Annotated in this window: 21 protein-coding genes; 9 read left to right on the top strand and 12 right to left on the bottom strand. The window is 55.9% G+C overall.

Annotated elements, in window-relative coordinates; translation table 11 throughout:
- Positions 1-155: 155 nt before the first annotated feature.
- The 6 genes from spy to M2374_RS18030 all read right to left on the bottom strand — a co-directional run bounded on the left by spy (position 156) and on the right by M2374_RS18030 (position 7,013).
- Positions 156-641, bottom strand: a complete 486-nt coding sequence (gene spy / locus M2374_RS18055) for an ATP-independent periplasmic protein-refolding chaperone Spy (RefSeq protein WP_096757276.1) — start codon at positions 639-641, stop codon at positions 156-158.
- Positions 642-988: 347 nt separating this feature from the next.
- Positions 989-1,954, bottom strand: coding sequence for a succinylglutamate desuccinylase (astE, locus tag M2374_RS18050; RefSeq protein WP_181688202.1), 966 nt, complete (start codon positions 1,952-1,954; stop codon positions 989-991).
- Positions 1,947-3,290: an N-succinylarginine dihydrolase gene (gene astB, locus M2374_RS18045; RefSeq protein ID WP_181688203.1), complete on the bottom strand. Its 1,344-nt coding sequence runs from the start codon at positions 3,288-3,290 to the stop codon at positions 1,947-1,949. Before astB ends, astE begins: the two co-directional genes overlap by 8 nt.
- Entirely contained in the window at positions 3,287-4,765 is a 1,479-nt protein-coding gene (astD, locus tag M2374_RS18040) for a succinylglutamate-semialdehyde dehydrogenase (RefSeq protein WP_181505892.1), read from the bottom strand. The genes astB and astD overlap by 4 nt, the downstream gene beginning before the upstream one ends.
- Positions 4,762-5,796: an arginine N-succinyltransferase gene (astA, locus tag M2374_RS18035; protein WP_181688204.1), complete on the bottom strand. Its 1,035-nt coding sequence runs from the start codon at positions 5,794-5,796 to the stop codon at positions 4,762-4,764. Before astA ends, astD begins: the two co-directional genes overlap by 4 nt.
- Entirely contained in the window at positions 5,793-7,013 is a 1,221-nt protein-coding gene (locus M2374_RS18030) for an aspartate aminotransferase family protein (RefSeq protein ID WP_181688205.1), read from the bottom strand. Before M2374_RS18030 ends, astA begins: the two co-directional genes overlap by 4 nt.
- 444 nt (positions 7,014-7,457) lie before the next feature.
- On the opposite strand from M2374_RS18030, the gene xthA reads away from it, so the two are divergent.
- From xthA to M2374_RS17995, 7 genes are all read left to right on the top strand, one after another.
- Positions 7,458-8,264 (top strand): exodeoxyribonuclease III, encoded by an 807-nt coding sequence (gene xthA, locus M2374_RS18025; RefSeq protein WP_115258681.1) that lies wholly within the window; start codon positions 7,458-7,460, stop codon positions 8,262-8,264.
- 235 nt (positions 8,265-8,499) lie between these two features.
- Positions 8,500-9,144, top strand: a complete 645-nt coding sequence (locus M2374_RS18020; protein WP_249414892.1) for a TVP38/TMEM64 family protein — start codon at positions 8,500-8,502, stop codon at positions 9,142-9,144.
- Entirely contained in the window at positions 9,141-9,848 is a 708-nt protein-coding gene (locus M2374_RS18015) for a TVP38/TMEM64 family protein (protein WP_135953058.1), read from the top strand. The genes M2374_RS18020 and M2374_RS18015 overlap by 4 nt, the downstream gene beginning before the upstream one ends.
- Positions 9,849-9,874: 26 nt before the next feature.
- Positions 9,875-11,044, top strand: coding sequence for an ABC transporter substrate-binding protein (locus M2374_RS18010; RefSeq protein WP_115258683.1), 1,170 nt, complete (start codon positions 9,875-9,877; stop codon positions 11,042-11,044).
- Positions 11,017-12,552 (top strand): thiamine ABC transporter permease, encoded by a 1,536-nt coding sequence (locus tag M2374_RS18005; RefSeq protein WP_135912155.1) that lies wholly within the window; start codon positions 11,017-11,019, stop codon positions 12,550-12,552. Before M2374_RS18010 ends, M2374_RS18005 begins: the two co-directional genes overlap by 28 nt.
- The gene (locus M2374_RS18000) at positions 12,552-13,184 is read left to right on the top strand and encodes an ATP-binding cassette domain-containing protein (RefSeq protein ID WP_135912156.1); all 633 of its coding nucleotides are present in this window, start codon (positions 12,552-12,554) and stop codon (positions 13,182-13,184) included. Before M2374_RS18005 ends, M2374_RS18000 begins: the two co-directional genes overlap by 1 nt.
- Positions 13,185-13,272: 88 nt before the next feature.
- Positions 13,273-14,580: a sulfurtransferase gene (locus tag M2374_RS17995; protein ID WP_153880413.1), complete on the top strand. Its 1,308-nt coding sequence runs from the start codon at positions 13,273-13,275 to the stop codon at positions 14,578-14,580.
- Between the two features lie 7 nt (positions 14,581-14,587).
- On the opposite strand, the gene M2374_RS17990 is transcribed toward M2374_RS17995, so the two are convergent.
- Together M2374_RS17990 and M2374_RS17985 are read right to left on the bottom strand one after the other, a co-directional pair.
- Positions 14,588-15,211, bottom strand: coding sequence for a CDP-alcohol phosphatidyltransferase family protein (locus tag M2374_RS17990; RefSeq protein WP_096757289.1), 624 nt, complete (start codon positions 15,209-15,211; stop codon positions 14,588-14,590).
- Complete coding sequence (locus M2374_RS17985; RefSeq protein WP_181688206.1) at positions 15,204-15,773, bottom strand: carboxymuconolactone decarboxylase family protein; 570 nt, start codon at positions 15,771-15,773, stop codon at positions 15,204-15,206. Before M2374_RS17985 ends, M2374_RS17990 begins: the two co-directional genes overlap by 8 nt.
- 79 nt (positions 15,774-15,852) lie before the next feature.
- On the opposite strand from M2374_RS17985, the gene M2374_RS17980 reads away from it, so the two are divergent.
- Positions 15,853-16,260, top strand: a complete 408-nt coding sequence (locus M2374_RS17980) for a pyrimidine (deoxy)nucleoside triphosphate diphosphatase (RefSeq protein ID WP_115259956.1) — start codon at positions 15,853-15,855, stop codon at positions 16,258-16,260.
- Here the strand turns inward: M2374_RS17980 and M2374_RS17975 are convergent.
- The gene (locus M2374_RS17975) at positions 16,226-16,501 is read right to left on the bottom strand and encodes a YnjH family protein (RefSeq protein WP_137399333.1); all 276 of its coding nucleotides are present in this window, start codon (positions 16,499-16,501) and stop codon (positions 16,226-16,228) included. The genes M2374_RS17980 and M2374_RS17975 overlap by 35 nt on opposite strands.
- A gap of 237 nt (positions 16,502-16,738) precedes the next feature.
- Here M2374_RS17975 and gdhA point away from each other — a divergent pair, with 237 nt between their 5' ends.
- Positions 16,739-18,082 carry an NADP-specific glutamate dehydrogenase gene (gdhA, locus tag M2374_RS17970; protein WP_096757292.1) on the top strand — a complete coding sequence of 448 codons (1,344 nt, stop codon included), beginning with the start codon at positions 16,739-16,741 and terminating at the stop codon, positions 18,080-18,082.
- Between the two features lie 18 nt (positions 18,083-18,100).
- Here the strand turns inward: gdhA and M2374_RS17965 are convergent, their stop codons facing one another.
- The 3 genes from M2374_RS17965 to M2374_RS17955 form a co-directional block, all read right to left on the bottom strand.
- Positions 18,101-20,041 (bottom strand): DNA topoisomerase III, encoded by a 1,941-nt coding sequence (locus M2374_RS17965; RefSeq protein WP_117342974.1) that lies wholly within the window; start codon positions 20,039-20,041, stop codon positions 18,101-18,103.
- 4 nt (positions 20,042-20,045) lie between these two features.
- The gene (gene selD / locus M2374_RS17960; protein WP_115258691.1) at positions 20,046-21,089 is read right to left on the bottom strand and encodes a selenide, water dikinase SelD; all 1,044 of its coding nucleotides are present in this window, start codon (positions 21,087-21,089) and stop codon (positions 20,046-20,048) included.
- Positions 21,090-21,205: 116 nt separating this feature from the next.
- The gene (locus M2374_RS17955; RefSeq protein ID WP_153880414.1) at positions 21,206-21,757 is read right to left on the bottom strand and encodes an NAD(P)H nitroreductase; all 552 of its coding nucleotides are present in this window, start codon (positions 21,755-21,757) and stop codon (positions 21,206-21,208) included.
- Positions 21,758-21,863: the final 106 nt, after the last annotated feature.

Genomic DNA, 21,863 nt, shown 5'->3' with positions numbered 1-21,863 from the left:
TTGCAGGGTGCAATAGGCTGGAAAGAAAAAACCGCCGATCCTGCCCACCTCGTTAAACGTGTTGTGGACAAGACCGGCGGTCTTGAGTTTTGATTCGCGCCGTCCTGAGCAATGCCCAGACACAACGCGAATAATGTAGTGTAGACGCTAATCGGTTACTCAGCAGCCTCTGGCATTTTACCTTTCTGCGCCGCGCGTTCTGTCAGACGCTTCTCAAAATTGGCATTAAACTGTTTTTTCTGTTCCGGCGTCAGGATGTTGTAAATCTTGTTCTGGGTTTCCATATGCGCCAGCATATTAGCTTTGCGCTGTTCTTCCATCTTCGCAATCTGCGCTTCAGCTTTCGCTTTGTCGAAGCTGTCGCTGGCGATGATATCGTGCATTGCACGGCGTTCTTCCAGCGGCGGACGTTTCATCTGATCGCGCTGGCCTTTCATAATGTCGCGGATCTGCTGTTTCTGCGCATCAGTCAGATTCAGATCTTTAAACATCATGTCGTGGTGCGGGCCAAACTTGCCGTTATGGTGCATCATCGGTTTGGCATCAGCCGGAGCGGTAGTTGTGGTATCAGCGGCGTGTGCCAGATTTGCAGCGCCGAGCGCCAGAGTAGAGGCAACAAACAGAGCAGTCAGTTTACGCATAATTTCTATCCTTCCTTTCAGTTATTCTGACGACATTCTTACGATGCTTATCTCATCGGATGTCGTGTTGACGAGATTAACTTTACCGGTAGAAGCGTCAATTAATCAGAGCAACGGTAAAACAATGAAAGTATAAAAAACAAATTCTCATCAATTATGGAGAAAAAAAGAATTAATTGCGCAGAATTGAAATTAAATATTACAACAGGATGATTTTGAAAGGATTATGGAGGACTATACATGAAGCCTGATTATTAATAAAGCAACTCACCAGGAATAATCCGTAATAACGAAAGCGCACACAAAAAAAATACCCCCCGGAGATAAACCCGAGGGAAAGATATTGATTATAACCTTTCCAGCATCAGCCCCGCGCGTAAACCACAGGCCACGTTTGGGTTGGGAAACAGCACATATTCAACATCATGAGTAACAACAAAACGCGCATCGCCGTCCTGCGCCAGCAATGTGCCCTCGTTAAAGGGGGTAAAATTCAGCGTCTGATTGTTCATATGAAGAATAAAATCGTCGCTGTGTCGCGTGATTTGCGACACCACGCGATAGCGCAGCGGCGTGGTTTGCGTGGATGATGCACGCTCACCCTGCAACAAAGCCGCCAACGCCTCCGCCGTGTGAGCAAACTGCGTCAAATCGTTTTGCCCGAACGCCAGAGCCTTACCCAGCTCCAGCGTACAGGCCAGCGCACCGAAATGCTCGCCACTGAAATGGGTAAATGTCCCGCCCGGTGTCTGATGGAAAACCAGCGCCTCCAGTCCCGCATCCCCCAGCCACGATAGAAACCCTTCGTCCCAGGGCACGTTGCGCTGCGGCAGTACGCCAAAGCGCAGATGATGCGAACCGCGAATGGCGGTGTGCAGATCCAGATGCCAGCGCACGGACTCCCTGGTGCGCGAATAAAACGCTTCCAGGCACAGCTCAAGTTCGCGGGCGCGCCGCGTTTCACCGCTCTCGACAAATATCTGCCAGCGCCCGCCAAACATACGGTTCATGTCGCTATGGCAATAGCGCCTCCCCTCCGCCAGCGCCTGCGGATTGCCCAGAATCACCAGCAACCGCCATGTCAGCGTCAACTCGCCACGAAAAAGCGCGGACAGCAGCGCATCCAGCATCTCAACCGGTGCCGTTTCATTGCCATGAATACCTGCAGAGATCACCAGCGAACGATCAACCTCGGCGACCGGCGTCAGCTCCAGCATCCCGTGCCCTGTCCACCGCCAGTTAAAACCATGAGCCTCACCGTGGGTGATATCCGGCGAGGTTCCCGCGAGGGTCAGGGCCAGAAAGTTATCCATAGATCGCCCGCTCCTGCTGGAAAGGATACACCGAGCCGAGATTGAGCAGTTGCGTCAGCGAATCCAGCGCTTCGCGCCCTTCACGTAACAGCTGGGGGTCAGCAAGATCTGCAGCGGTAAGCCGGTCCCGGTAGTAACGATCAACCCAGTTATTGAGCGTATTGAACAACGTGTCGTTCATCATTACCGCCGGATTCACCGCCTGCAGTTCCTGTGACGTTAACACCACTCTCAGTCGCAGGCATGCCGGACCGCCGCCGTTCGACATACTTTCACGCAGATCGAATACTCGCAGGTCGTCAAGCGGATTATCCGCGTCCAGTAGACCGTTCAGATAGCGCCACACGCCCGCGTGCTCACGACACTCCTGTGGTAAAACCAGCATCATTGAGCCATCATCACGGCTCAACAACTGGCTGTTAAACAGATACGTTGCCACCGCATCCGCCACCGACACCTCCGCAGCAGGCACTTCCAGCACCGTAAACCCATCAACCTGAGCGCGTAGCTGGCTCAACAGCGCCTGCTGTCGGACAAATGCCTGTTCATGGCAAAACAGCACCTGGCGATTCGATACCGCGATAACGTCGTTATGGAACACGCCACTATCGATAACGTCCGGGTTTTGCTGGGCAAAGATAAGTTGATGCGGATTAACCTGGTTCAGCCGCGCCACTGCTTCGCTGGCCTCACGCGATTGTCTGGCCGGGTAGCGCCTCGGCTGTGACACATTCCCCTCCTCGCGACCGTAAACAAACAGCTGCACACCAGGTGCACCGTAATCTCCACCAAGGCGATTGTGGTTGGCCGCCCCTTCATCGCCCAGCAGAGCCACCTGAGGTAGCGCGCTGTGGACCGCAAAAGCATGCTCATCACGGAATATCGCCCGTAATAACGCTTCGGTAGTCGGCGCTTCCAGTGAACGGTGGAATTTGTTGTTCAGGTTCGCCACCGTCAGATGCACTTTCCCATCCAGTGAATCGGCCGAAGGACAGACCGTGGCCGCATTCGCCACCCACATCGGCGAGGCCGAGCTGGCGCTGGAAAGCCAGTGTGGCGCCTGACGCGCCACCTTTTCCAGGATCTGCTCATCGCTACCGCTGAAGCCGAGCTGACGCAGAACCGGAATATACGGACGTTCATGCGGCGGGATCACCGCCTGAGGAAACCCGGCATCTGCCAGCGCTTTCATCTTTAATAAGCCCTGCTTCGCCGCCAGACGGGGATTCGACACCTGAAAACGGTGCCGGGTCGAGGCCTCATTGCCAAACGACAGCCCCGCATAATGGTGGGTCAGTCCCACCAGCCCGTCGAAATTGACCTCACGCGCTTTCATCGCTTTTCTCCACGAGAAAAATCCAGACCTGGGCTCAGCGTCGTCGGCAATGTTAATGCCGGTGACTCCAGACTCGCCATTGGCCAGGCGCAGTAATCTGCGGCATACCACGCGCTGGCACGATGGTTTCCTGAAGCCCCCACTCCGCCAAACGGTGCCGTACTCGCCGCCCCGGTCAACGGTTTATTCCAGTTAACGATGCCCGCCCGCGCTTCCAGCAACAGCTGGTCAAACTGATTGCGATCCGGTGAGACCAATCCGCATGACAGGCCAAATCGGGTGTGGTTCGCAAGGCTTATTGCCTCGTCGAAACAGTCATAACGCCAGACGCCGAGCAGCGGACCAAATACCTCTTCATCCGGCACGTTGGCCACACCGGTGAGTTCGATAATGCCCGGCGCCAGCAGTGACGTGCCCGCTTTTACCCGTCGCGGCGCCAGCAGCGTACGGCCACCTAACGCCTCAAGACGCTGCCAGGCATCACAGACGTGTTGCGCCGCCTGCTCAGATATCAGTCCGCCGATAAACGGTTGCGGCTCGTCATCCCACTTGCCGGGCAGTAAACGCTGGCTGACCTCAACCAGGCGCGCCAGAAACGCATCGCCCTGCGCACCTTTTTTTACCAGCAGACGGCGGGCGCAGGTGCAACGCTGCCCGGCGGTGACAAACGCAGACTGAATAGTCAGATGCACGGCGGCATCAATATCTTCCGGATTCTCAATAATTAACGGGTTGTTGCCCCCCATCTCCAGCGCGAGGATTTTTTCCGGCTGACCGGAGAGCTGTCGGTGCAGTTGATAACCCGTATTGGCGCTACCGGTAAACAGCAAACCGTCGAGATCTTCCAGCGCGCTTAGCGCCTGCCCGGTTTCGCGCCCACCCTGCACCAGGTTTAGCACGCCCGCAGGGAGTCCCGCCTGCGCCCACAGTTTAGTCACCGCTTCACCGGTCCACGGCGTCAGTTCACTGGGTTTAAAAATCAGCGTATTGCCCGCCAGCAGCGCCGGAACGATATGACCGTTGGGGAGATGGCCGGGGAAGTTATACGGACCAAACACCGCCAGCACACCGTGAGGACGATGGCGTAACGTCGCCGCGCCGTCGGGTAATTCGTTGTGTTGCTCTCCGGTACGCGTGTGGTACGCCTTTACGGAAATGGCGATTTTATTGATCATCGCTGTCAGTTCGGTGGCTGCTTCCCAGCGTGGTTTTCCGGTTTCTCTGGCGATAATGGTCGTCAGCTCGGCTTTGTTGCTCTCCAGCAATGTGGCGAATTTTTCCACCACCGCCTGGCGCGCGGAAAAGGGTTGCCTGGCCCAGCCCGCAAATGCCGCTCGTGCGGCGCGGCATGCCTGCGCCACCTGCGTAGCATCTGCATCATGGCCTTGCCACAATACATCGCCGCCCACCGGATTAGTTTTAACCCGACGCTCGCCCTGGCCCGTTACCCAGTCGCCGTTTATCCATAAAGTCATACTGTTTTCTCCTCTGCACATAGACGAACGAAACGGACGTGGTCACCCGCATGGCACTTCAGGGCATCCAGCTGCGCTGCCGTCAGCACCAGCCGCTGGGTATGCGGATCGGCGCGCACCAGCATGACGCGGAAGTTATGGTAGTTTTCATTCGCCACCAGACAGGCCGGATACTCGCCCGGCGCGGGCTGGCCTTCAGCCACCTCCACCAACCGGCTTTTCCGAATCGCCCGCACCCGGTCGATATCGCATTCCAGCGTCGGTCCGCCGTCGAAAATGTCGACATAGTTGCGATAGCGGAAGCCTTCTTTCTCCAGTACCGCACGCGCCGGTGCCGTTTGCGGATGCACTTCGCCAATCACGCTTTGCGCTTCATCCGACAGGAAGTGGGTATAGATAGGATGCTTGGGCATCAATTCGGCAATAAAGGCTTTTTGCCCGGTGCCGCAAAGAAAATCGGCACGGCTAAACTCCATCGAAAAGAAGCGTTTGCCGAGGCTCTGCCAGAACGGGGAGTAACCGTGTTCATCAATCACGCCACGCATCTCGGCCACCACTTTTTCATTAAACCGGTCGCGGAATGCCGCCATAAACATAAAGCGCGATTTCGACAGCAAATAGCCGTTGCCCTCTTTACGCCAGTCCGGATCAAGAAACAGGGTGCAAAGTTCGCTGCTGCCGGTGTGATCGTTACTGAGAAACAGCGTCGGCAGCGCGTTATAGACGTTCAACTCCTTCGAGGCATGGACCAGCGTCCCGACGCGATAGTTGTACCAGGGGTCGTTTAGCCCGACCGCCACTTCAATCGCGCAGATCCCGGCCACGGTACTGGTGGTACTGTCCTCGAGTACAAAAACGTAGCCCTGCTCACTTTTTGGCAGTTCGCCCTGCCAGGTTTGCAGTGAACGCTCAATACGCGCCATCAGCGTGGCTTCGTTAGCCGGAAGCGAGGTCAGCCCACCGCCGGTCTTACTGGCCAACTGCATCAACGCCGTAATATCGGCGCGTTCAATGGGACGGATCACCATCATGATGAACCTCCTGCTTTAATACGTTCGCAGGCCAGCGCAAAGCGATCCAGTCCGCTGGCAACCTCTTCTTCGCTAACGTTCAGCGCAGGTGCAAAACGCACCACGTTACCGCCAGCAATCAGCATCATCACGCCGACATTGGCCGCCTCTTGCGAGATAAGCTTCGCTTTACCGGCAAACTCCGCATTCAGCACACAGCCGATCAGCAGGCCCAGTCCACGAACCTCACTAAACAATCCAAAACGTTCGTTAATGGCGTTAATACGCTCCACAAACCAGTCGTGACGCTGTTTCACGCCAGTGAGGATTTCCGGCGTGTTAACGATCTCCAGCAGTTTTCCGGCCACCGCAGAAGCCAGCGGGTTTCCGCCGTAAGTGGTGCCGTGCGTACCCACCGTCATAACGCTTGCGCATGGTTCGGTGGCCAGCAGCGCACCGATAGGGAACCCACCGCCCAGCGCTTTGGCCGTGGTCAGCAGATCCGGCGTCACGCCGTAGTGCATATAGGCATACAATTCGCCGGTACGTCCCACGCCAGTCTGCACTTCATCAAAAATCAGCAACGCATTGTGGCGATCGCAGAGTTCGCGCAGTCCCTGCAAAAAGGCCTTTGTTGCAGGCACCACGCCGCCTTCACCCTGAATCGGCTCAACAATAACCGCACAGGTGGTGTCATCAATCAGCTGGCTGGCAGAGTCAAGATCGTTATACACCGCATGGCGGATATCCGGCGGCAATGGCGCAAAATCCTGCGAATAGGCCGGCTGGCCCCCGGCGCTGACGGTAAACAGCGTGCGGCCGTGGAAGGCGTTTTTAAACGCGACGATGCCGCTTTTCTGCGTGCCGAAACGGTCGTGAGCATATTTACGCGCCAGTTTTAATGCCGCTTCGTTGGCTTCTGCGCCGGAGTTACAGAAGAAGACACGCTCGGCAAAGGTGGCATCAATCAGTTTTTTTGCCAGCCGCAGTACCGGCTCGTTAGTGTAGCCATTTCCGGTATGCCAGAATTTACCGGCCTGATCGTTTAATGCTTCGCGCAAAGCCGGGTGTGCGTGACCCAGCGCGTTAACCGCAATGCCCCCCGCGAAATCGATATACTCTTTGCCCTGCTGATCCCACAGTCGCGAGCCTTCACCGCGAACCGGCACAAAAGGAGCCGGTGCGTATACGGGCATCATCCATTCATCAAAATTTTCACGCGTAACTGACAGAGACATAGCGACCTCTACGGTAAATAAAAAGTTATTTATATGTTAATAAATATAGTGTTTGCGGTGTAAATGTAGAGTGCAGGGTTCGTGCCAGCCAGCAAAAAATATGCATAAACACGATGAGACAACGAAATATCAATAAGTTACGAACCATCAATATTCATCATATGTGCATATAAAGTGAATACGTTCGCCAGCGGGGTGAATAATTAGAGGAAAAAACGCAATTCTATTCAGTCGCCAAATATAATTCTGGAATTGTGATCGTATACGAAATTTTTCGGAAATTATTGCCCCATTCTGACGCGTATCGCGCCAAAACAGTGCAGTTTTTGCCCCATCGTTAACACCATTAGCAATCATTGTTGGAATCAGGTGACAAGAAGCAGTCAGCCCGCGGAAATTCTGCTACCATCCTTGCACTATTCATCTTGCAAAGTGGCAGCGACTATGAAATTTGTCTCTTTTAATATCAACGGCCTGCGTGCCCGTCCTCATCAACTGGCAGCCATTGTCGAAAAACACCAACCGGATGTGATCGGCTTGCAGGAGACAAAAGTCCACGATGACATGTTCCCTCTCGAAGAGGTCGCAAAGCTGGGTTACAACGTTTTCTATCACGGTCAAAAAGGCCATTACGGCGTCGCGCTGCTGACGAAAGAAACGCCCATTTCGGTGCGTCGTGGCTTCCCGAACGATGACGAAGAAGCACAGCGCCGTATTATCATGGCTGAAATCCCGTCTCCACTGGGGAATATCACCGTGATTAACGGCTATTTTCCGCAGGGCGAAAGCCGTGACCACCCGCTGAAGTTCCCGGCCAAAGCCGCGTTTTATCAGAACCTGCAAAACTATCTGGAGACTGAACTGAAGCGCGACAATCCGGTGCTGATCATGGGGGATATGAATATCAGCCCGACCGATCTGGACATCGGCATTGGTGAAGAGAATCGCAAACGCTGGCTGCGTACCGGCAAGTGCTCCTTCCTGCCGGAAGAGCGTGAATGGATGGAACGACTGATGGGATGGGGTCTGGTGGACACGTTCCGTCACGCACATCCGGACACCGCCGACCAGTACTCGTGGTTTGATTACCGTTCAAAAGGCTTTGACGATAACCGTGGTCTGCGTATCGATCTGCTGCTGGCGAGCAACCCGCTGGCGGAGCGCTGCGAAGAAACCGGCATCGACTATGAGATCCGCAGTATGGAAAAACCGTCCGACCATGCGCCGGTATGGGCCAAATTCCGCGTCTGATCGCCTGAGCGTTGCCACTCTCCGGGCCTTGCCTGGAGAGTCGATGTAGCCTGAGCAAAATCAAAAAAACCACGGTAATACATTGTTGCCAACGGGGATTTATTATATCTTCGCGCGCACTTTCGCTGGCGAAACGCGTTATTACCCTCGGTATTACAGGAGACCCCCATGAAAAAGAAGTTCGCATAAAGCAGAATACAGACTGCTGATCGTTGCGCTACTCCTCTGTGTCCTGGTGGGCGTTCTCCATTATTCTGGCCTGAGTGGCCTGATAACCCATTTCCACCTTTTACAAGATCTCATCCGCCAGAGCGGCATATACGGCTACGTGCTGTACATTCTGCTGTTTATCGTCGCTGCGCTGTGTCTGATACCCGGCAGCATGCTGGTGATCGTCGGCGGTATCCTGTTTGGCCCGCTGGTGGGGACGCTTGTATCGCTGTTTGCAGCCACCGTGGCCTCGGCGCTGTCGTTCTTACTTGCCCGCTGGCTGGGTCGCGATCTGCTGCTGAAATATGTCGGGCATACGGCCACCTTCCAGGCGATAGAAAAAGGCATTGCCCAAAGCGGTAGCGATTTTCTGATCCTCACCCGCCTGGTGCCGTTATTCCCGTACAATATTCAAAATTATGCCTATGGGCTGACCGCCATCCCATTCTGGTCATTCACCGTCATTTCTGCGCTCACCACCTTCCCCGGCCTGTTCATCTATACGCTCATGTCGCATGAACTCGTCAGCGACGGTATCACCCTGGCGTTTGTGGTTAAACTCAGTATTGCTGGCATTATTTTATTTACCCTGGTACAGGCAGCCAAAGCCTGGGCCCGCGTGAAGCGTATTGATCCCTCTGTCCAACGTGAGTTAGCCGATAAATCATGAAGCTGAACAAAACGCACGTCATACGCTATTGCCGGACCGGGCTGATTCTCCTGCTACTGCTGGCGCCGATCGCCTGGGTATGGGTGCCCGGCGTCAGTGATTTTGTCAGTCACAGCCTGGCGGCATTCGCCACGGTTGACCAGCACGCCATTGAAAATCTCATTCGGTCATACGGTGCTCAGGCTGCGGTGGTATCGTTTTGCTTAATGATCTTACAAGCCATTATCGCCCCGCTTCCGGCGTTTGTGATCACCTTTGCCAATGCGTCATTGTTCGGCGCATTCTGGGGAGGCGTACTCTCCTGGACCAGCGCAATGGCTGGCGCGGCGCTATGCTTTTTCATCGCCCGTATTTTTGGTCGTAGCACGGTGGAAAAGCTGACCGGAAAAACGGTGTTGAATAGCATGGACGCCTTTTTTGCACGCTACGGCAAACACACTATTCTGGTCTGTCGCCTGTTACCTTTCGTTCCCTTTGACCCGGTCAGTTACGCCGCAGGTCTGACATCGATCCGCTTTCGTCATTTTTTCCTCGCCACCGGCGTCGGTCAGCTACCCGCGACACTCGTCTATTCCTGGGCCGGCAGTCTGTTAACCGGAGGAGCATTCTGGTTCGTGACCGGGCTATTTGTATTATTTGCGCTGACTGTGGTTATCTCCGTGGCGAGAAGCATTTATCTTGAACGGCACAGAAAACACGTCTGAGGCCCCCCTTAACAACTGGAGAGTGTATGCGTTATTGCTTATTGTGCCTGAGTTTGCTGTTTTCACCGCTGGCGACCTTCGCGCAAGATCACAGCTGGCAGCAGATCAAAAACGACGCCCGTGGCCAGACGGTGTGGTTCAACGCCTGGGGAGGCGATAACGCAGTGAACCAATATCTCGACTGGGTAAGCGGCGAGATGAAAACACATTACGCCATTAACCTGAAAATCGTGCGTCTGGCCGATGCTGCCGACGCGGTTAAGCGTATTCAAACAGAGGCCGCTTCCGGGCGTAAAACCGGCGGCTCTGTCGATTTACTGTGGGTGAACGGTGAAAACTTCCGTACGCTGAAAGAGGCAAACCTGCTGCAAACGCAGTGGGCGCAGACGCTACCCAACTGGCGCTACGTTGATACCCTGCAGCCTGTCAGCGAAGACTTCTCCATCCCTACAGAGGGAGCCGAGTCACCGTGGGGAGGCGCGCAGCTTACTTTTATCGCTAACCGTGATGTGACCGAACAGCCACCACAAACCCCGCAGGCGCTGCTGGCATTTGCCAAAGCGCATCCTGGTACGGTGACCTACCCGCGCCCCCCGGATTTTACCGGGACTGCATTTCTTGAGCAGTTGCTGATGGCGCTTACTACCCAACCACAAGCGTTGAAAATGGCGCCCGATACCGCGACGTTCGCTGATGTTACGGCTCCGCTGTGGCAGTATCTTGACACGCTGCATCCGTTTTTATGGCGTGAAGGTAAAGACTTCCCGCCTACGCCCGCACGAATGGATACGCTGCTGAACAACGGCGTACTGCGCTTGTCGCTGACCTTTAACCCCGCGCATGCACAACAAAAAGTGGTCAGCGGTGAATTGCCCAAAAACAGCTACAGCTTTGGTTTTACGCAAGGCATGATTGGCAACGTGCATTTTGTCACGATCCCGGCTAACGCCAGCGCCAGCGCAGGGGCGAAAGTCGTCGCCAACTTCCTGCTCTCTCCGGAGGCGCAACTACGTAAAGCCGATCCCGCCTACTGGGGCGACCCTTCGGTTCTCGACCCGCAAAAATTACCTGCGGCACAACGTGAAGCTCTGCAGGCACGGATCCCTAAAGGATTACCCACCGTGCTTCCAGAACCCCATGCTGCCTGGGTAAACGTACTGGAACAAGAATGGCTACGCCGTTACGGTACGCATTAATCCTGCTGATATGGGGCGTCATGGCGGTGATTTATTTGCCGCTGGTACCTGCCGCCATCGCGCTTTTCACGCCTGCGCTCTCCATCACTCATTGGCTGGCGCTGTTTGCCGATCCCCAGCTGCCGCAGGCGCTGATGGCGACGCTGGTTTCCGTGACGCTGGCGACCCTCGGTGCGTTGGTCATTGCCCTGTTGGCGATCCTCGCCATGTGGCCCGGCGCGGGCTGGGCGCGGCTGTGCACCCGGCTGCCGTGGCTGTTGGCGATTCCGCACGTCGCGTTTGCCACCAGCGTCCTGTTGTTGTTTGCCGAAGGCGGTCTGCTGTACCGCGTGTTGCCTTTTCTTACCCCACAGGCTGACCGCTACGGGATCGGTCTGGGCTTGACGCTAGCCGTCAAAGAGAGCGCTTTTTTGTTATGGGTACTCTCGGCCCTGCTCAGTGAAAAGCAGCTTGCCCGGCAGGTGACCGTGCTGGATTCGCTGGGATATAGCCGCCTGCAATGCCTCAACTGGTTGGTCTTACCCGCCATCGCACCGGCACTGGGGAAAGTGATGCTGGCGGCCACTGCATGGTCATTGTCGGCGGTGGATGTGGCGATCGTGCTGGGTCCGGGCAATCCGCCAACGCTTGCGGTGTTGAGCTGGCAATGGCTCACTCAGGGCGATGCCGACCAACAGATAAAAGGCTCGCTCGCCAGCCTGCTGCTGGTACTGCTGCTGTGTGTGTATGCGCTGGTTGGTTATCTGCTCTGGCGCAGCTGGCGGCGTACCCTGCCGGGGATTAGCGGGAAGCGTCAGCGTTTTTCATCCTATCCACTGGGGCGCTCACTGGCGCAACTGGTGCCCGTAAGCGGCGTACTCTGCCTGCTGGTTCTGGCCCTGGTTGCACAGTATTCATTCATCGATAGCCAGACGTTATTCACCAGCCTGCAAGTGGGAATGATTGCCAGCGCACTGGCATTAATCACGCTGTTGCTATGGCTGGAATGGGGACCACAGCGCGGACATCGTTGGGTCTGGCTGCCGATTATCCTGCCTGCACTCCCGCTGGTCACCGGACAATATACGCTGGCGCTACACTCACAGCTGGATGGTCAATTGTTGACGGTTGTCTGGGGACATTTGCTGTGGGTCACACCGTGGATGCTGTTTATCCTCAAACCGGCGTGGCAGCGAATTGATCCGCGGTTAATGTTGATTGCGCAGACGCTGGGCTGGTCGCGGGAGCGCATCTTCTGGCAGGTGAAATGTCCGCTGCTGCTGCGTCCGGCGCTGATTGCTTTCGCGGTGGGATTTTCCGTCAGTATCGCCCAGTATATGCCGACCCTGTGGTTAGGGGCCGGACGCTTTCCCACGCTGACCACCGAGGCCGTTGCATTGAGCAGCGGCGGCAGCGCGGCACGGCTTGCGTCACAGGCGCTCTGGCAACTGCTGCTGCCGCTGTTGGTTTTCGCACTGTCAGCATTACTCTCCGCATGGGTTGGCCGCTGTCGACAAGGACTCCGCTAATGCTAATTGTGAAAAATGTTTCGCTACATCTGGGGCTTTGCGTTCTGCTCAACGAGGCCAATTTCGAGGTCAACAAAGGTGACATTGTCACTATTATGGGTCCCTCCGGCAGCGGCAAATCATCGCTGTTCTCGTGGATGATTGGCGCACTTTCTCCAACGTTTCAGGCGAGTGGCGAGCTGTGGCTTAACGACCGGCGCATCGACTCATTGCCCACGGCGCAGCGCCAGATTGGCATTTTGTTCCAGGATGCCCTGCTGTTCGACCATTTCAGCGTGGGGCAAAATTTGCTGCTGGCACTCCCCGCAAGTCTGAAAGGATCGGCCAGACGCGATGAGGTCGAGCGCGCCCTTGAGCGTGCCGGACTGGCGGGGTTTTATCATCGCGATCCGGCATCACTCTCCGGCGGGCAACGATCGCGTATCGCCCTGCTGCGCGCGCTGTTGGCACAACCACAGGCGCTGCTGCTGGATGAACCCTTCAGCCGACTGGACACCTCGCTTCGCGACGCGTTTCGCCAGTGGGTCTTTGCCGAAGTGCGCAAGCTGGGTATTCCCGTGGTGCAGGTTACCCATGACGCGCAGGACGTTCCGCCCGCGGGCCGCGTTTTGCAGATGGCAAACTGGGCGTGAATGTGGCGATATGCTGCGTTAACGCAATGATTTTATCGGGCTGGCGGCACAGAATGTCGTCTTCTTTTTTTCAACGTCGGGCTATTCGATGAAACGTGTTTCTCAAATGACCGCGCTGGCACTGGCTTTAGGGCTCGCTTGCGCTTCTTCCTGGGCTGCTGAAACAGCACAGACGCTCACCCTCCACCAGTTACAGCAGCAACAAGGCGCGGCAATCGATACCCGTCAAAGTGCGTTTTATAACGGCTGGCCGCAATCGCTTAATGGCCCTTCCGGCCATGAACCTGCCGCCCTGAACCTGTCTGCCGCCTGGCTCGACAACATGAACGACGAGCAACTCACCGCCTGGGTTAAGCAACATCAGTTAAAAACCGATGCACCGGTAGCGCTGTATGGCAGCGAAAGTGACATGCAGGCCGTTAAAGCGCGTCTGCAGAAAGTGGGCTTTAGTCAGCTTTCCACGCTCAGCGATGCACTGCAGGATCCCGCGCGATTGCAGCGCCTACCGCACTTCGAACAGCTGGTCTATCCGCAGTGGCTACACGACCTGCAACAAGGCAAAGCCGTCACCGCCAAACCGGCCGGTGACTGGAAAGTCATTGAAGCGGCCTGGGGGGCACCGAAGCTCTATCTGCTCAGTCATATTCCGGGTGCCGGATACATTGATACCAACGAAGTCGAAAGCGAACCGCTGTGGAACAAAGTCTCCGACGCGCAGCTCAAAGCGATGCTGGCTAAACACGGTATTCGTCATGACACGACGGTGATTTTGTATGGCCGTGATGTCTATGCGGCGGCGCGTGTCGCACAGATCATGCTGTACGCGGGCGTGAAAGATGTTCGCCTGCTCGACGGCGGCTGGCAGACGTGGTCCGACGCAGGATTACCGGTCGAACGCGGCACGGCACCGACGGTTAAACCGGAGCCTGATTTTGGCGCGACGATCCCTGCCCAGCCGCAGCTGATGCTGGATATGGAACAGGCGCGTGACCTGCTGCATCGTCAGGATGCGTCGCTGGTCAGCATTCGTTCGTGGCCGGAATTTGTCGGCACCACCAGCGGTTACAGCTACATTAAACCAAAAGGTGAAATTGCGGGGGCGCGTTGGGGTCATGCGGGCAGCGACTCCACGCATATGGAAGATTTCCATAACCCGGACGGCACCATGCGCAGCGCAGACGATATCGCCGCAATGTGGAAACAGTGGAACATCTTGCCGGATCAGCAGGTTTCCTTCTACTGCGGTACCGGCTGGCGTGCCTCGGAGACGTTTATGTACGCCCGTGCGATGGGCTGGAAAAACGTCTCGGTGTACGACGGTGGCTGGTTCGAGTGGAGCAGCAATCCGAAGAACCCGGTAGCCAGCGGCGAGCGCGGCCCGGACGCCAGCAAGTAATCGCTGATTATTCCTGACGCTGGATCGATTTCAGCGTCAGGTATCCGCTCCAGATCCGCGTGAACGTTGTCAGCCAGCACAGCGCACCAAATATCCACGCCAGCACGGCAAAATAATCAGGGAACAGACAGCCCAGCACGAACAGCAATATCGTCTCGGTGCCTTCGGTCAACCCACCTAAATAATAAAACGATTTATGCGCATAACCGGGGTTATCAATCTGATGCTTCGCCGCCAGCGCGGCAAAGGCCAGGAAACTACTGCCGGTGCCGATAAACGCAAACAATAGCCAGCTGCCCGCCAGCGCATTCTGCTCGGGTGCCGCCAGAATAAAGCCAAACGGCACCAGCGCGTAAAACAGAAAATCGAGTGAAATATCGAGGAATCCGCCGGCATCGGTCAGTCCCCTGCGCCGCGCCAGCGCGCCGTCCAACCCATCAAACAGACGATTAAGCACAATGGCGACCAGCGCCGCCGAATACCAGCCTAATGCCAGAAACGGCAAGGCCAGCACGCCAATAGCGAAACCGAAGAGCGTCAGACCGTCCGGCGAAATACCGGGCTTATCAATCATGCGAGCGCACTGATGTAACAGCGGTTTTAACCGCGGATGAAGATGGCGGTCAAGCATGTGGCCGTCCTTTGAAACTGTCGCACAATCCCTGCGAAGGAATATCCAGCGCGGCGTTAAAGCGTGCCGAGAGATTTTGAAAGGCAATCAGCGCGGTCATTTCGGTAATCGTGTCATCGGTAAAATGCTGCTGCATTTGCGTCTTCAGCGCATCATCAAGGCGCGGCGGCGTGGCAGTCATCGCATCCGCATAGGCCAGCGCCACGCGCTCTTCTGCGCTAAACAGTACAGACGATTGCCAGTTCGCCACCTGTAACACTTTATCCAGCGCCCCGCTGCGTTCGGCCAGCCGTAAGCTGTTGGCATCCACGCAGAACGCGCAATGACACACCTGCGACACCCGCGTCATCAACAGCGCGCGCATCACCGGGGTTAATCGCGCCCGTTTACGCTCCAGAAATCCGACAAACAGCGCGACCAGCCAAAACAGAAACGGCATACGCCCCCACCAGCGCGTGGGATGCAGCACGTCGCCGTAATGTTTTTTCTGCGTCGCGACAAGCGGTTTCAAACTGGAAGGGATACGCGTCAACGGTTTTACCCACGCCTGAGGATCGTTCAACGGTGACTCCTGAATACTTTAGATAAAACAAAGATAGCGATAGTATGTCACTTTCTGCTGTTAGATCTTGATGAATATGATGAAAACCCTCGACGTGGTCGCCGCTATCCTTGAACGTGATGGCAAAATATTACTCGCTCAGCGCCCGGCGCATGCGGATCAGCCGGGTATGTGGGAGTTTGCCGGCGGTAAGGTAGAGCCCGGCGAGAGCCAGCCGCAGGCGCTGAGGCGTGAACTGCACGAAGAACTTGGCATTGAGGCGATTGTTGGGCAGTACGTTGCCAGCCATCAACGCGAAGTATCAGGCCGGATTATCCATCTGCATGCATGGCATGTGCCAGATTATCAAGGCGAACTGCACGCGCACGAGCATCAGCAACTGGTGTGGTGCCTACCTGAAGAGGCGCTGACGTATCCGCTGGCGCCTGCCGACATCCCGCTCTTACAGGCGTTTATTCTTTTACGCGACGCCAGACCAGCGGATTAGTGCCGATCGTTTTCTCATCGCGCTGGCATTGCAACAGCACGCCATCAGCCTTGATCACCGCGCCTTCCGAATAGTTTTGATCCTGATAAACGCAGCACTGATTACAGGGCTGCGCCCGCTGACCGCTGGAACTGAACACTTCTGGCGGCACATTAACCTGCACATCCGGGCGATAAAGCTGATTTGCCAGTGCCGTGCTGGAGAGCATAACCAGCGCACCTGCCATGATAAAACGGCGCATACTCTTTCCTTTTAAACTGACCTCTATGCTCAGTATAACGGTATAAACCGGCAGAAACTTTAGTCCCTTCCCGCATCGTTTTTAGTTATGACCTACGCCGCAATATTAATTTCCTTAGCGGGGTTAATTTTTTCTTGCGTCCCGTCACACTGCTGATGTTATAGTCAAAAACTGCACAACACATAACATAAACATCAAAAATATAACCATATCAATACATAAGAGGTTCTTATATCTATGGATCAGACATGTTCTTTGGCGTCATTTCTCAACCATGTGCAAAAGCGCGACCCGAATCAAACCGAGTTCGCGCAAGCCGTTCGTGAGGTCATGACGACGCTGTGGCCGTTCCTCGAACAAAACCCGCGCTATCGTCAAATGTCATTGCTGGAACGTCTGGTTGAACCTGAGCGCGTGATCCAGTTCCGCGTGGTCTGGCTGGACGATCGTAATCAGGTACAGGTTAACCGCGCATGGCGTGTACAGTTTAGCTCGGCGATTGGTCCTTACAAAGGCGGCATGCGTTTCCATCCGTCGGTAAACCTGTCGATCCTGAAATTCCTTGGCTTCGAGCAGACTTTTAAAAACGCCCTCACCACGCTGCCGATGGGCGGAGGTAAAGGCGGGAGCGATTTCGATCCAAAAGGCAAAAGCGAAGGCGAAGTGATGCGTTTTTGCCAGTCCCTGATGACCGAACTGTTCCGTCATTTAGGACCAGACACTGACGTTCCGGCGGGTGATATCGGCGTGGGCGGTCGTGAAGTCGGCTTTATGGCTGGGATGATGAAAAAACTCTCCAACAACAGCGCCTGCGTCTTTACCGGTAAAGGTCTGTCGTTCGGCGGCAGTCTGATCCGCCCGGAAGCGACCGGCTACGGCCTGGTGTACTTCACCGAAGCAATGCTTAAGCGCCATGGTCTGGGCTTTGAAGGCATGCGTGTCGCCGTTTCCGGCTCCGGTAACGTGGCGCAATTCGCCATTGAGAAAGCCATGGAGTTTGGTGCCCGTGTGGTGACCGCTTCCGACTCCAGCGGTACCGTGGTTGACGAGAGTGGCTTCACGAAAGAGAAACTGGCACGTCTGTGTGCCATTAAAGACAGCCGCGATGGCCGCGTGGCGGATTACGCCCGTGAGTTTGGCCTGACCTATCTGGAAGGTAAGCAACCGTGGTCAGTGCCGGTGGATATCGCCCTGCCGTGCGCTACGCAGAACGAACTGGATGTGGACGCTGCGCAGATGCTGATTGCCAACGGCGTCAAGGCCGTGGCGGAAGGCGCAAACATGCCGACCACCATCGAAGCCACCGATCTGTTCCTCGAAGCGGGCGTACTGTTTGCGCCGGGTAAAGCCGCCAACGCCGGTGGTGTGGCGACATCAGGCCTGGAAATGGCGCAGAACGCCGCGCGTCTGGGTTGGAAAGCGGAGAAAGTGGATGCGCGCCTGCACCACATCATGCTGGATATTCACCACGCCTGCGTCGAGTACGGTGGTGAAAGCAAACAAACCAACTACGTGCAAGGCGCCAACATTGCTGGCTTCGTGAAAGTTGCCGACGCGATGCTGGGCCAGGGTGTGATTTAATCATCAGTCATGACCGCATTACAGGCCTGCCTCCTCTGAAGGCGGGCTTTTTTTCGCCGGACGTTTTCGCGGCGCGCTCTTTTTCTTCTCCACGCCAGCCGGCGCGGTTATCCCGCGGAATCGGCGTACTGGCGTACGTTTAGCCTGGTCAATCAGCTGATACAGCGTGTCCACCAACGGCTGCATAAAGTCCTGATAGCGGCACTGCTTTTCACTGATTTGCGTCAGGATCGACTCCCAGTGCGCGGTCATATCCGGACGCGTTGCCATTTCTGGCAACGAATGGAACAGCGCCTTTCCGGGATCCGTCGAGTGTATATAGCGGCCCTTTTTCACCAGGAACCCGCGCTTAAACAGCAGTTCGATAATCCCCGCACGCGTAGCCTCCGTTCCCAGTCCGTCGGTGGCGCGCAGGATCTTTTTCAGATCTTTATCCTGCACAAACCGTGCGATCCCGGTCATCGCCGACAACAGCGTCGCGTCGGTAAAATGGCGCGGCGGCTGGGTCTGGCGTTCCACCACTTCGCCCTTTTCACACAGTAGTTCGTCATCACGAGCCACCACCGGCAACGGTGTGCCGTCGTTTTCTTCGTCGCGCTCTTTGTTACCCAGCAGCGTACGCCACCCGGCTTCCGCCAGGAAACGGGCTTTAGCAACAAATTTGCCTTTCGCAATATCCAGCTCAATGACGCACTTGCGGAATACCGCGTCCGGGCAGAACTGCATCAGATACTGACGCGCAATCAGGTTGTACACCTTGGCTTCATTGTCATTCAAATTGATGGATGAACTACGCGCAGTGGGAATAATCGCGTGGTGCGCATCAACCTTTTTATCGTCCCAGCAGCGATTACGCGTATCGGGATTAACCGCAGGCTGCGGAAATAAATCCGGAGCGTGCACGCTAATCGCATTCATCACCGCATGGCGACCGGCAAAATGTTCTTCCGGCAGATAGCGGCTATCAGAACGCGGATAGGTAATCAATTTGTGGGTTTCATACAGCTTCTGGCAGATATCGAGCACGTTTTGCGCGCTCAGTCCGAAGCGTTTAGCGGCTTCAATCTGCAACGCCGACAGTGAGAACGGCAACGGTGCGGATTCTGATTCCCGTTTATCGTTATAGCTGGTGACTATCGCTGGCTGACCGTTGATGCGTTTCACCACATGCTCCGCCAGCGTACGGTTCAGTAAGCGCCCTTCTTCATCCTGATAAGGTTCACACGCCTCGCTCGGCTGCCAGATAGCGGTAAACCGCTCGTCGGCAGGTGTGACGATATGCGCTTTGACCTCAAAGAAATCTTTGGCGACGAAGTTTTCAATCTCTTCATCACGGCGCACGACCAGACCAAGCACCGGCGTCTGCACACGCCCCACGGACAGCACGCCTTGATAACCCGCGTTACGCCCAAGAATGGTATAGGCGCGCGTCATATTAATGCCGTACAGCCAGTCGGCACGCGCTCGCGCCAGCGCCGAAACGCACAGCGGGATGAACTCGCTGTTGGCGCGCAGACGAGAAATTGCCCGCTCCACCGCCTGTGGGTTAAGGTCGTTAATCAGACACCGTTGTACCTGATGCCGCTTTTCCGGCGCCAGTTGCAGGTAATCCAGCACTTCATCGACCAGCAGCTGTCCTTCACGATCGGGGTCTCCCGCGTGAATGACTTCACTGGCCTCATGCAGAAAGCGCTTGATGACGTTGAGCTGTTTGGTGACGGAGGGACGCGGCTGCAGTTGCCACTTTTCCGGTACAATCGGCAAGTCGACCAGACTCCAGCGTGCATAGCGACTGTCGTAGGCGTCTGGCTGCGCCTGTTCAAGCAGGTGACCGATACACCAGGTCACCACTTGCCCATTTCCGCATTCAATAAAGCCATCACCTTTGCGATGTGGCTTAGGGAGCACATCGGCAATCGCGCGCGCCAGACTCGGTTTTTCGGCAATAAACAACCGCATCGAATTAACGGATCTCAACCATGGCGCGACCGCCACGTGCTTCAACCAGCTCACCAATCGCGGTGAGATCAATGCCAAACTGCGCGGCAACCGCTTTCACTTCAGCCTCAGATTCCGGTGTTACCGCCAGCAGCAGGCCGCCGGAGGTTTGCGGATCGCACAGCAGGTCTCGTACCGCCTGCGGCATCTCACCCATCAGATGCCCGTAGCTGGCAAAGTTCCGCTGCGTGCCGCCCGGCACTGCGCCCTGCGCGATGTACTCTTCAACACCAGGCAGTTTTGGAATATCCTGGTAAACGATTTGCGCCTGAACGCCCGCGCCCTGACACATTTCGCTCAGGTGTCCCAGCAGGCCAAAACCGGTCACGTCGGTCATGGCTTTCACGCCTTCAATGTCCGCAAACGCTGCGCCCGCAATATTCATGCGGCACATCACTTCCGTCGCCAGCCCAACATGCTCAGGCTTAAGCAGCGATTTTTTCTCGGCGGTGGTCAACACGCCAATGCCTAGCGGCTTGGTGAGGAACAGCTTGCATCCCGCTTCTGCGGTGCTGTTTTTCTTCACGCGCTCGGTAGGGACCACGCCCGTCACGGCAAGACCAAAAATCGGCTCTGGGGCATCAATAGAGTGACCACCCGCCAGCGCAATGCCGGCCTGGCGACAGGCGAAACGCCCGCCTTCGGTCACTTCACGGGCGACTTCCGGTGCCAGCTTATCGAGCGGCCAGCCCAGAATCGCGATAGCCATAATCGGTTTGCCACCCATCGCGAAGATATCGCTGATGGCGTTGGTCGCGGCGATGCGGCCAAAATCAAACGGATTATCGACTATCGGCATAAAGAAATCGGTGGTGCTGATAACGCTGGTGCCATTACCCAGATCGTACACGGCCGCGTCGTCGCGGGTTTCATTCCCCACGAGTAAATTCGGATCAACAAATTTCGCCTGCTCGCTGTGCAGGATGGTTTCCAGCACTTTGGGGGAAATTTTACAACCGCAACCGGCTCCGTGGCTGTATTGCGTTAAACGAATAGCGTGCTCGCTCATGGACATCTCCTGTCATTGCAATCGGGCTATGGTAGCGCTCATTCCATGATGTGGTAAGAGTGACTGTCTGAATTCGGGTGTCTTTGCTCATAATCCAGACAGTTTAGCCGCTGAAATCAGAAATACTGGACGAATGCGCTCGGATCGGCAGGGTTAATCGTGGTGGATGCTTTAAGCTGTGGCGTGCCCAGATAGAGGAAGCCGACAATTTTATCCTGCGCACGACAGTCAAATGCCTCGCGCACCACTGCACTTTCGGTTAATGCACCGCTGCGCCAGATCCCGCCAAAGCCTTGCGCAATCGCCGCCATTTGCATGGCCATTACCGCACAACCCGCTGACATTTCCTGTTCCCACAGTGGAACCTTGTCACTTTCTTCACATTTCGCCACCACCGCAATAATCAGCGGGGCACGAAACGGCGCAGCACGCGCTTTTTCGACAGCCTTTTCGTCGCCCTCTGCGGCAATAGCCCCTTTTTCGAGCACGGCGCTAAAACGCTCACGCCCTGCACCTTCAATCACAAAGAAACGCCACGGCTGCAGCGATTTGTGATCCGGTGCGCGCATCCCCGCCCGCAGGATATTTTGCAGTTGCTCACCCACGGGAGCGGGTTCAACAAGACGAGAGGCGCTACGGCGGGTAAGAAGTAATTCGAGTGCATCCATTTGCTTAACTCCAACAATGAAATTTGTTCACAAAATTAACACGTGAGCGGATTTTGTTACAGCGCCGGCGGTGATTCCTGCTGACAATTGCCTGCCGGGTCATTAC

It is taken from the genome of Citrobacter sp. JUb117, assembly GCF_024809055.1.
GTDB classification, from domain to species: Bacteria; Pseudomonadota; Gammaproteobacteria; order Enterobacterales; family Enterobacteriaceae; genus Citrobacter; species Citrobacter gillenii.
The sequence above is the reverse complement of the archived record's forward strand: the minus strand, read 5'-3'. Positions and strand labels throughout refer to the sequence as shown.

Coding starts and splice junctions, on each gene's coding strand:
- M2374_RS17955 (WP_153880414.1), bottom strand. CDS start 21,757: ATGGATGCACTCGAATTACTTCTTACCCGCCGTAGCGCCTCTCGTCTT.
- M2374_RS18015 (WP_135953058.1), top strand. CDS start 9,141: ATGAAGCTGAACAAAACGCACGTCATACGCTATTGCCGGACCGGGCTG.
- M2374_RS17995 (WP_153880413.1), top strand. CDS start 13,273: ATGAAACGTGTTTCTCAAATGACCGCGCTGGCACTGGCTTTAGGGCTC.
- M2374_RS18000 (WP_135912156.1), top strand. CDS start 12,552: ATGCTAATTGTGAAAAATGTTTCGCTACATCTGGGGCTTTGCGTTCTG.
- M2374_RS18030 (WP_181688205.1), bottom strand. CDS start 7,013: ATGTCTCTGTCAGTTACGCGTGAAAATTTTGATGAATGGATGATGCCC.
- M2374_RS18010 (WP_115258683.1), top strand. CDS start 9,875: ATGCGTTATTGCTTATTGTGCCTGAGTTTGCTGTTTTCACCGCTGGCG.
- xthA (WP_115258681.1), top strand. CDS start 7,458: ATGAAATTTGTCTCTTTTAATATCAACGGCCTGCGTGCCCGTCCTCAT.
- selD (WP_115258691.1), bottom strand. CDS start 21,089: ATGAGCGAGCACGCTATTCGTTTAACGCAATACAGCCACGGAGCCGGT.
- spy (WP_096757276.1), bottom strand. CDS start 641: ATGCGTAAACTGACTGCTCTGTTTGTTGCCTCTACTCTGGCGCTCGGC.
- astD (WP_181505892.1), bottom strand. CDS start 4,765: ATGACTTTATGGATAAACGGCGACTGGGTAACGGGCCAGGGCGAGCGT.
- M2374_RS17990 (WP_096757289.1), bottom strand. CDS start 15,211: ATGCTTGACCGCCATCTTCATCCGCGGTTAAAACCGCTGTTACATCAG.
- M2374_RS17980 (WP_115259956.1), top strand. CDS start 15,853: ATGAAAACCCTCGACGTGGTCGCCGCTATCCTTGAACGTGATGGCAAA.
- astA (WP_181688204.1), bottom strand. CDS start 5,796: ATGATGGTGATCCGTCCCATTGAACGCGCCGATATTACGGCGTTGATG.
- M2374_RS18005 (WP_135912155.1), top strand. CDS start 11,017: ATGGCTACGCCGTTACGGTACGCATTAATCCTGCTGATATGGGGCGTC.
- gdhA (WP_096757292.1), top strand. CDS start 16,739: ATGGATCAGACATGTTCTTTGGCGTCATTTCTCAACCATGTGCAAAAG.
- M2374_RS17965 (WP_117342974.1), bottom strand. CDS start 20,041: ATGCGGTTGTTTATTGCCGAAAAACCGAGTCTGGCGCGCGCGATTGCC.
- M2374_RS17975 (WP_137399333.1), bottom strand. CDS start 16,501: ATGCGCCGTTTTATCATGGCAGGTGCGCTGGTTATGCTCTCCAGCACG.
- astE (WP_181688202.1), bottom strand. CDS start 1,954: ATGGATAACTTTCTGGCCCTGACCCTCGCGGGAACCTCGCCGGATATC.
- astB (WP_181688203.1), bottom strand. CDS start 3,290: ATGAAAGCGCGTGAGGTCAATTTCGACGGGCTGGTGGGACTGACCCAC.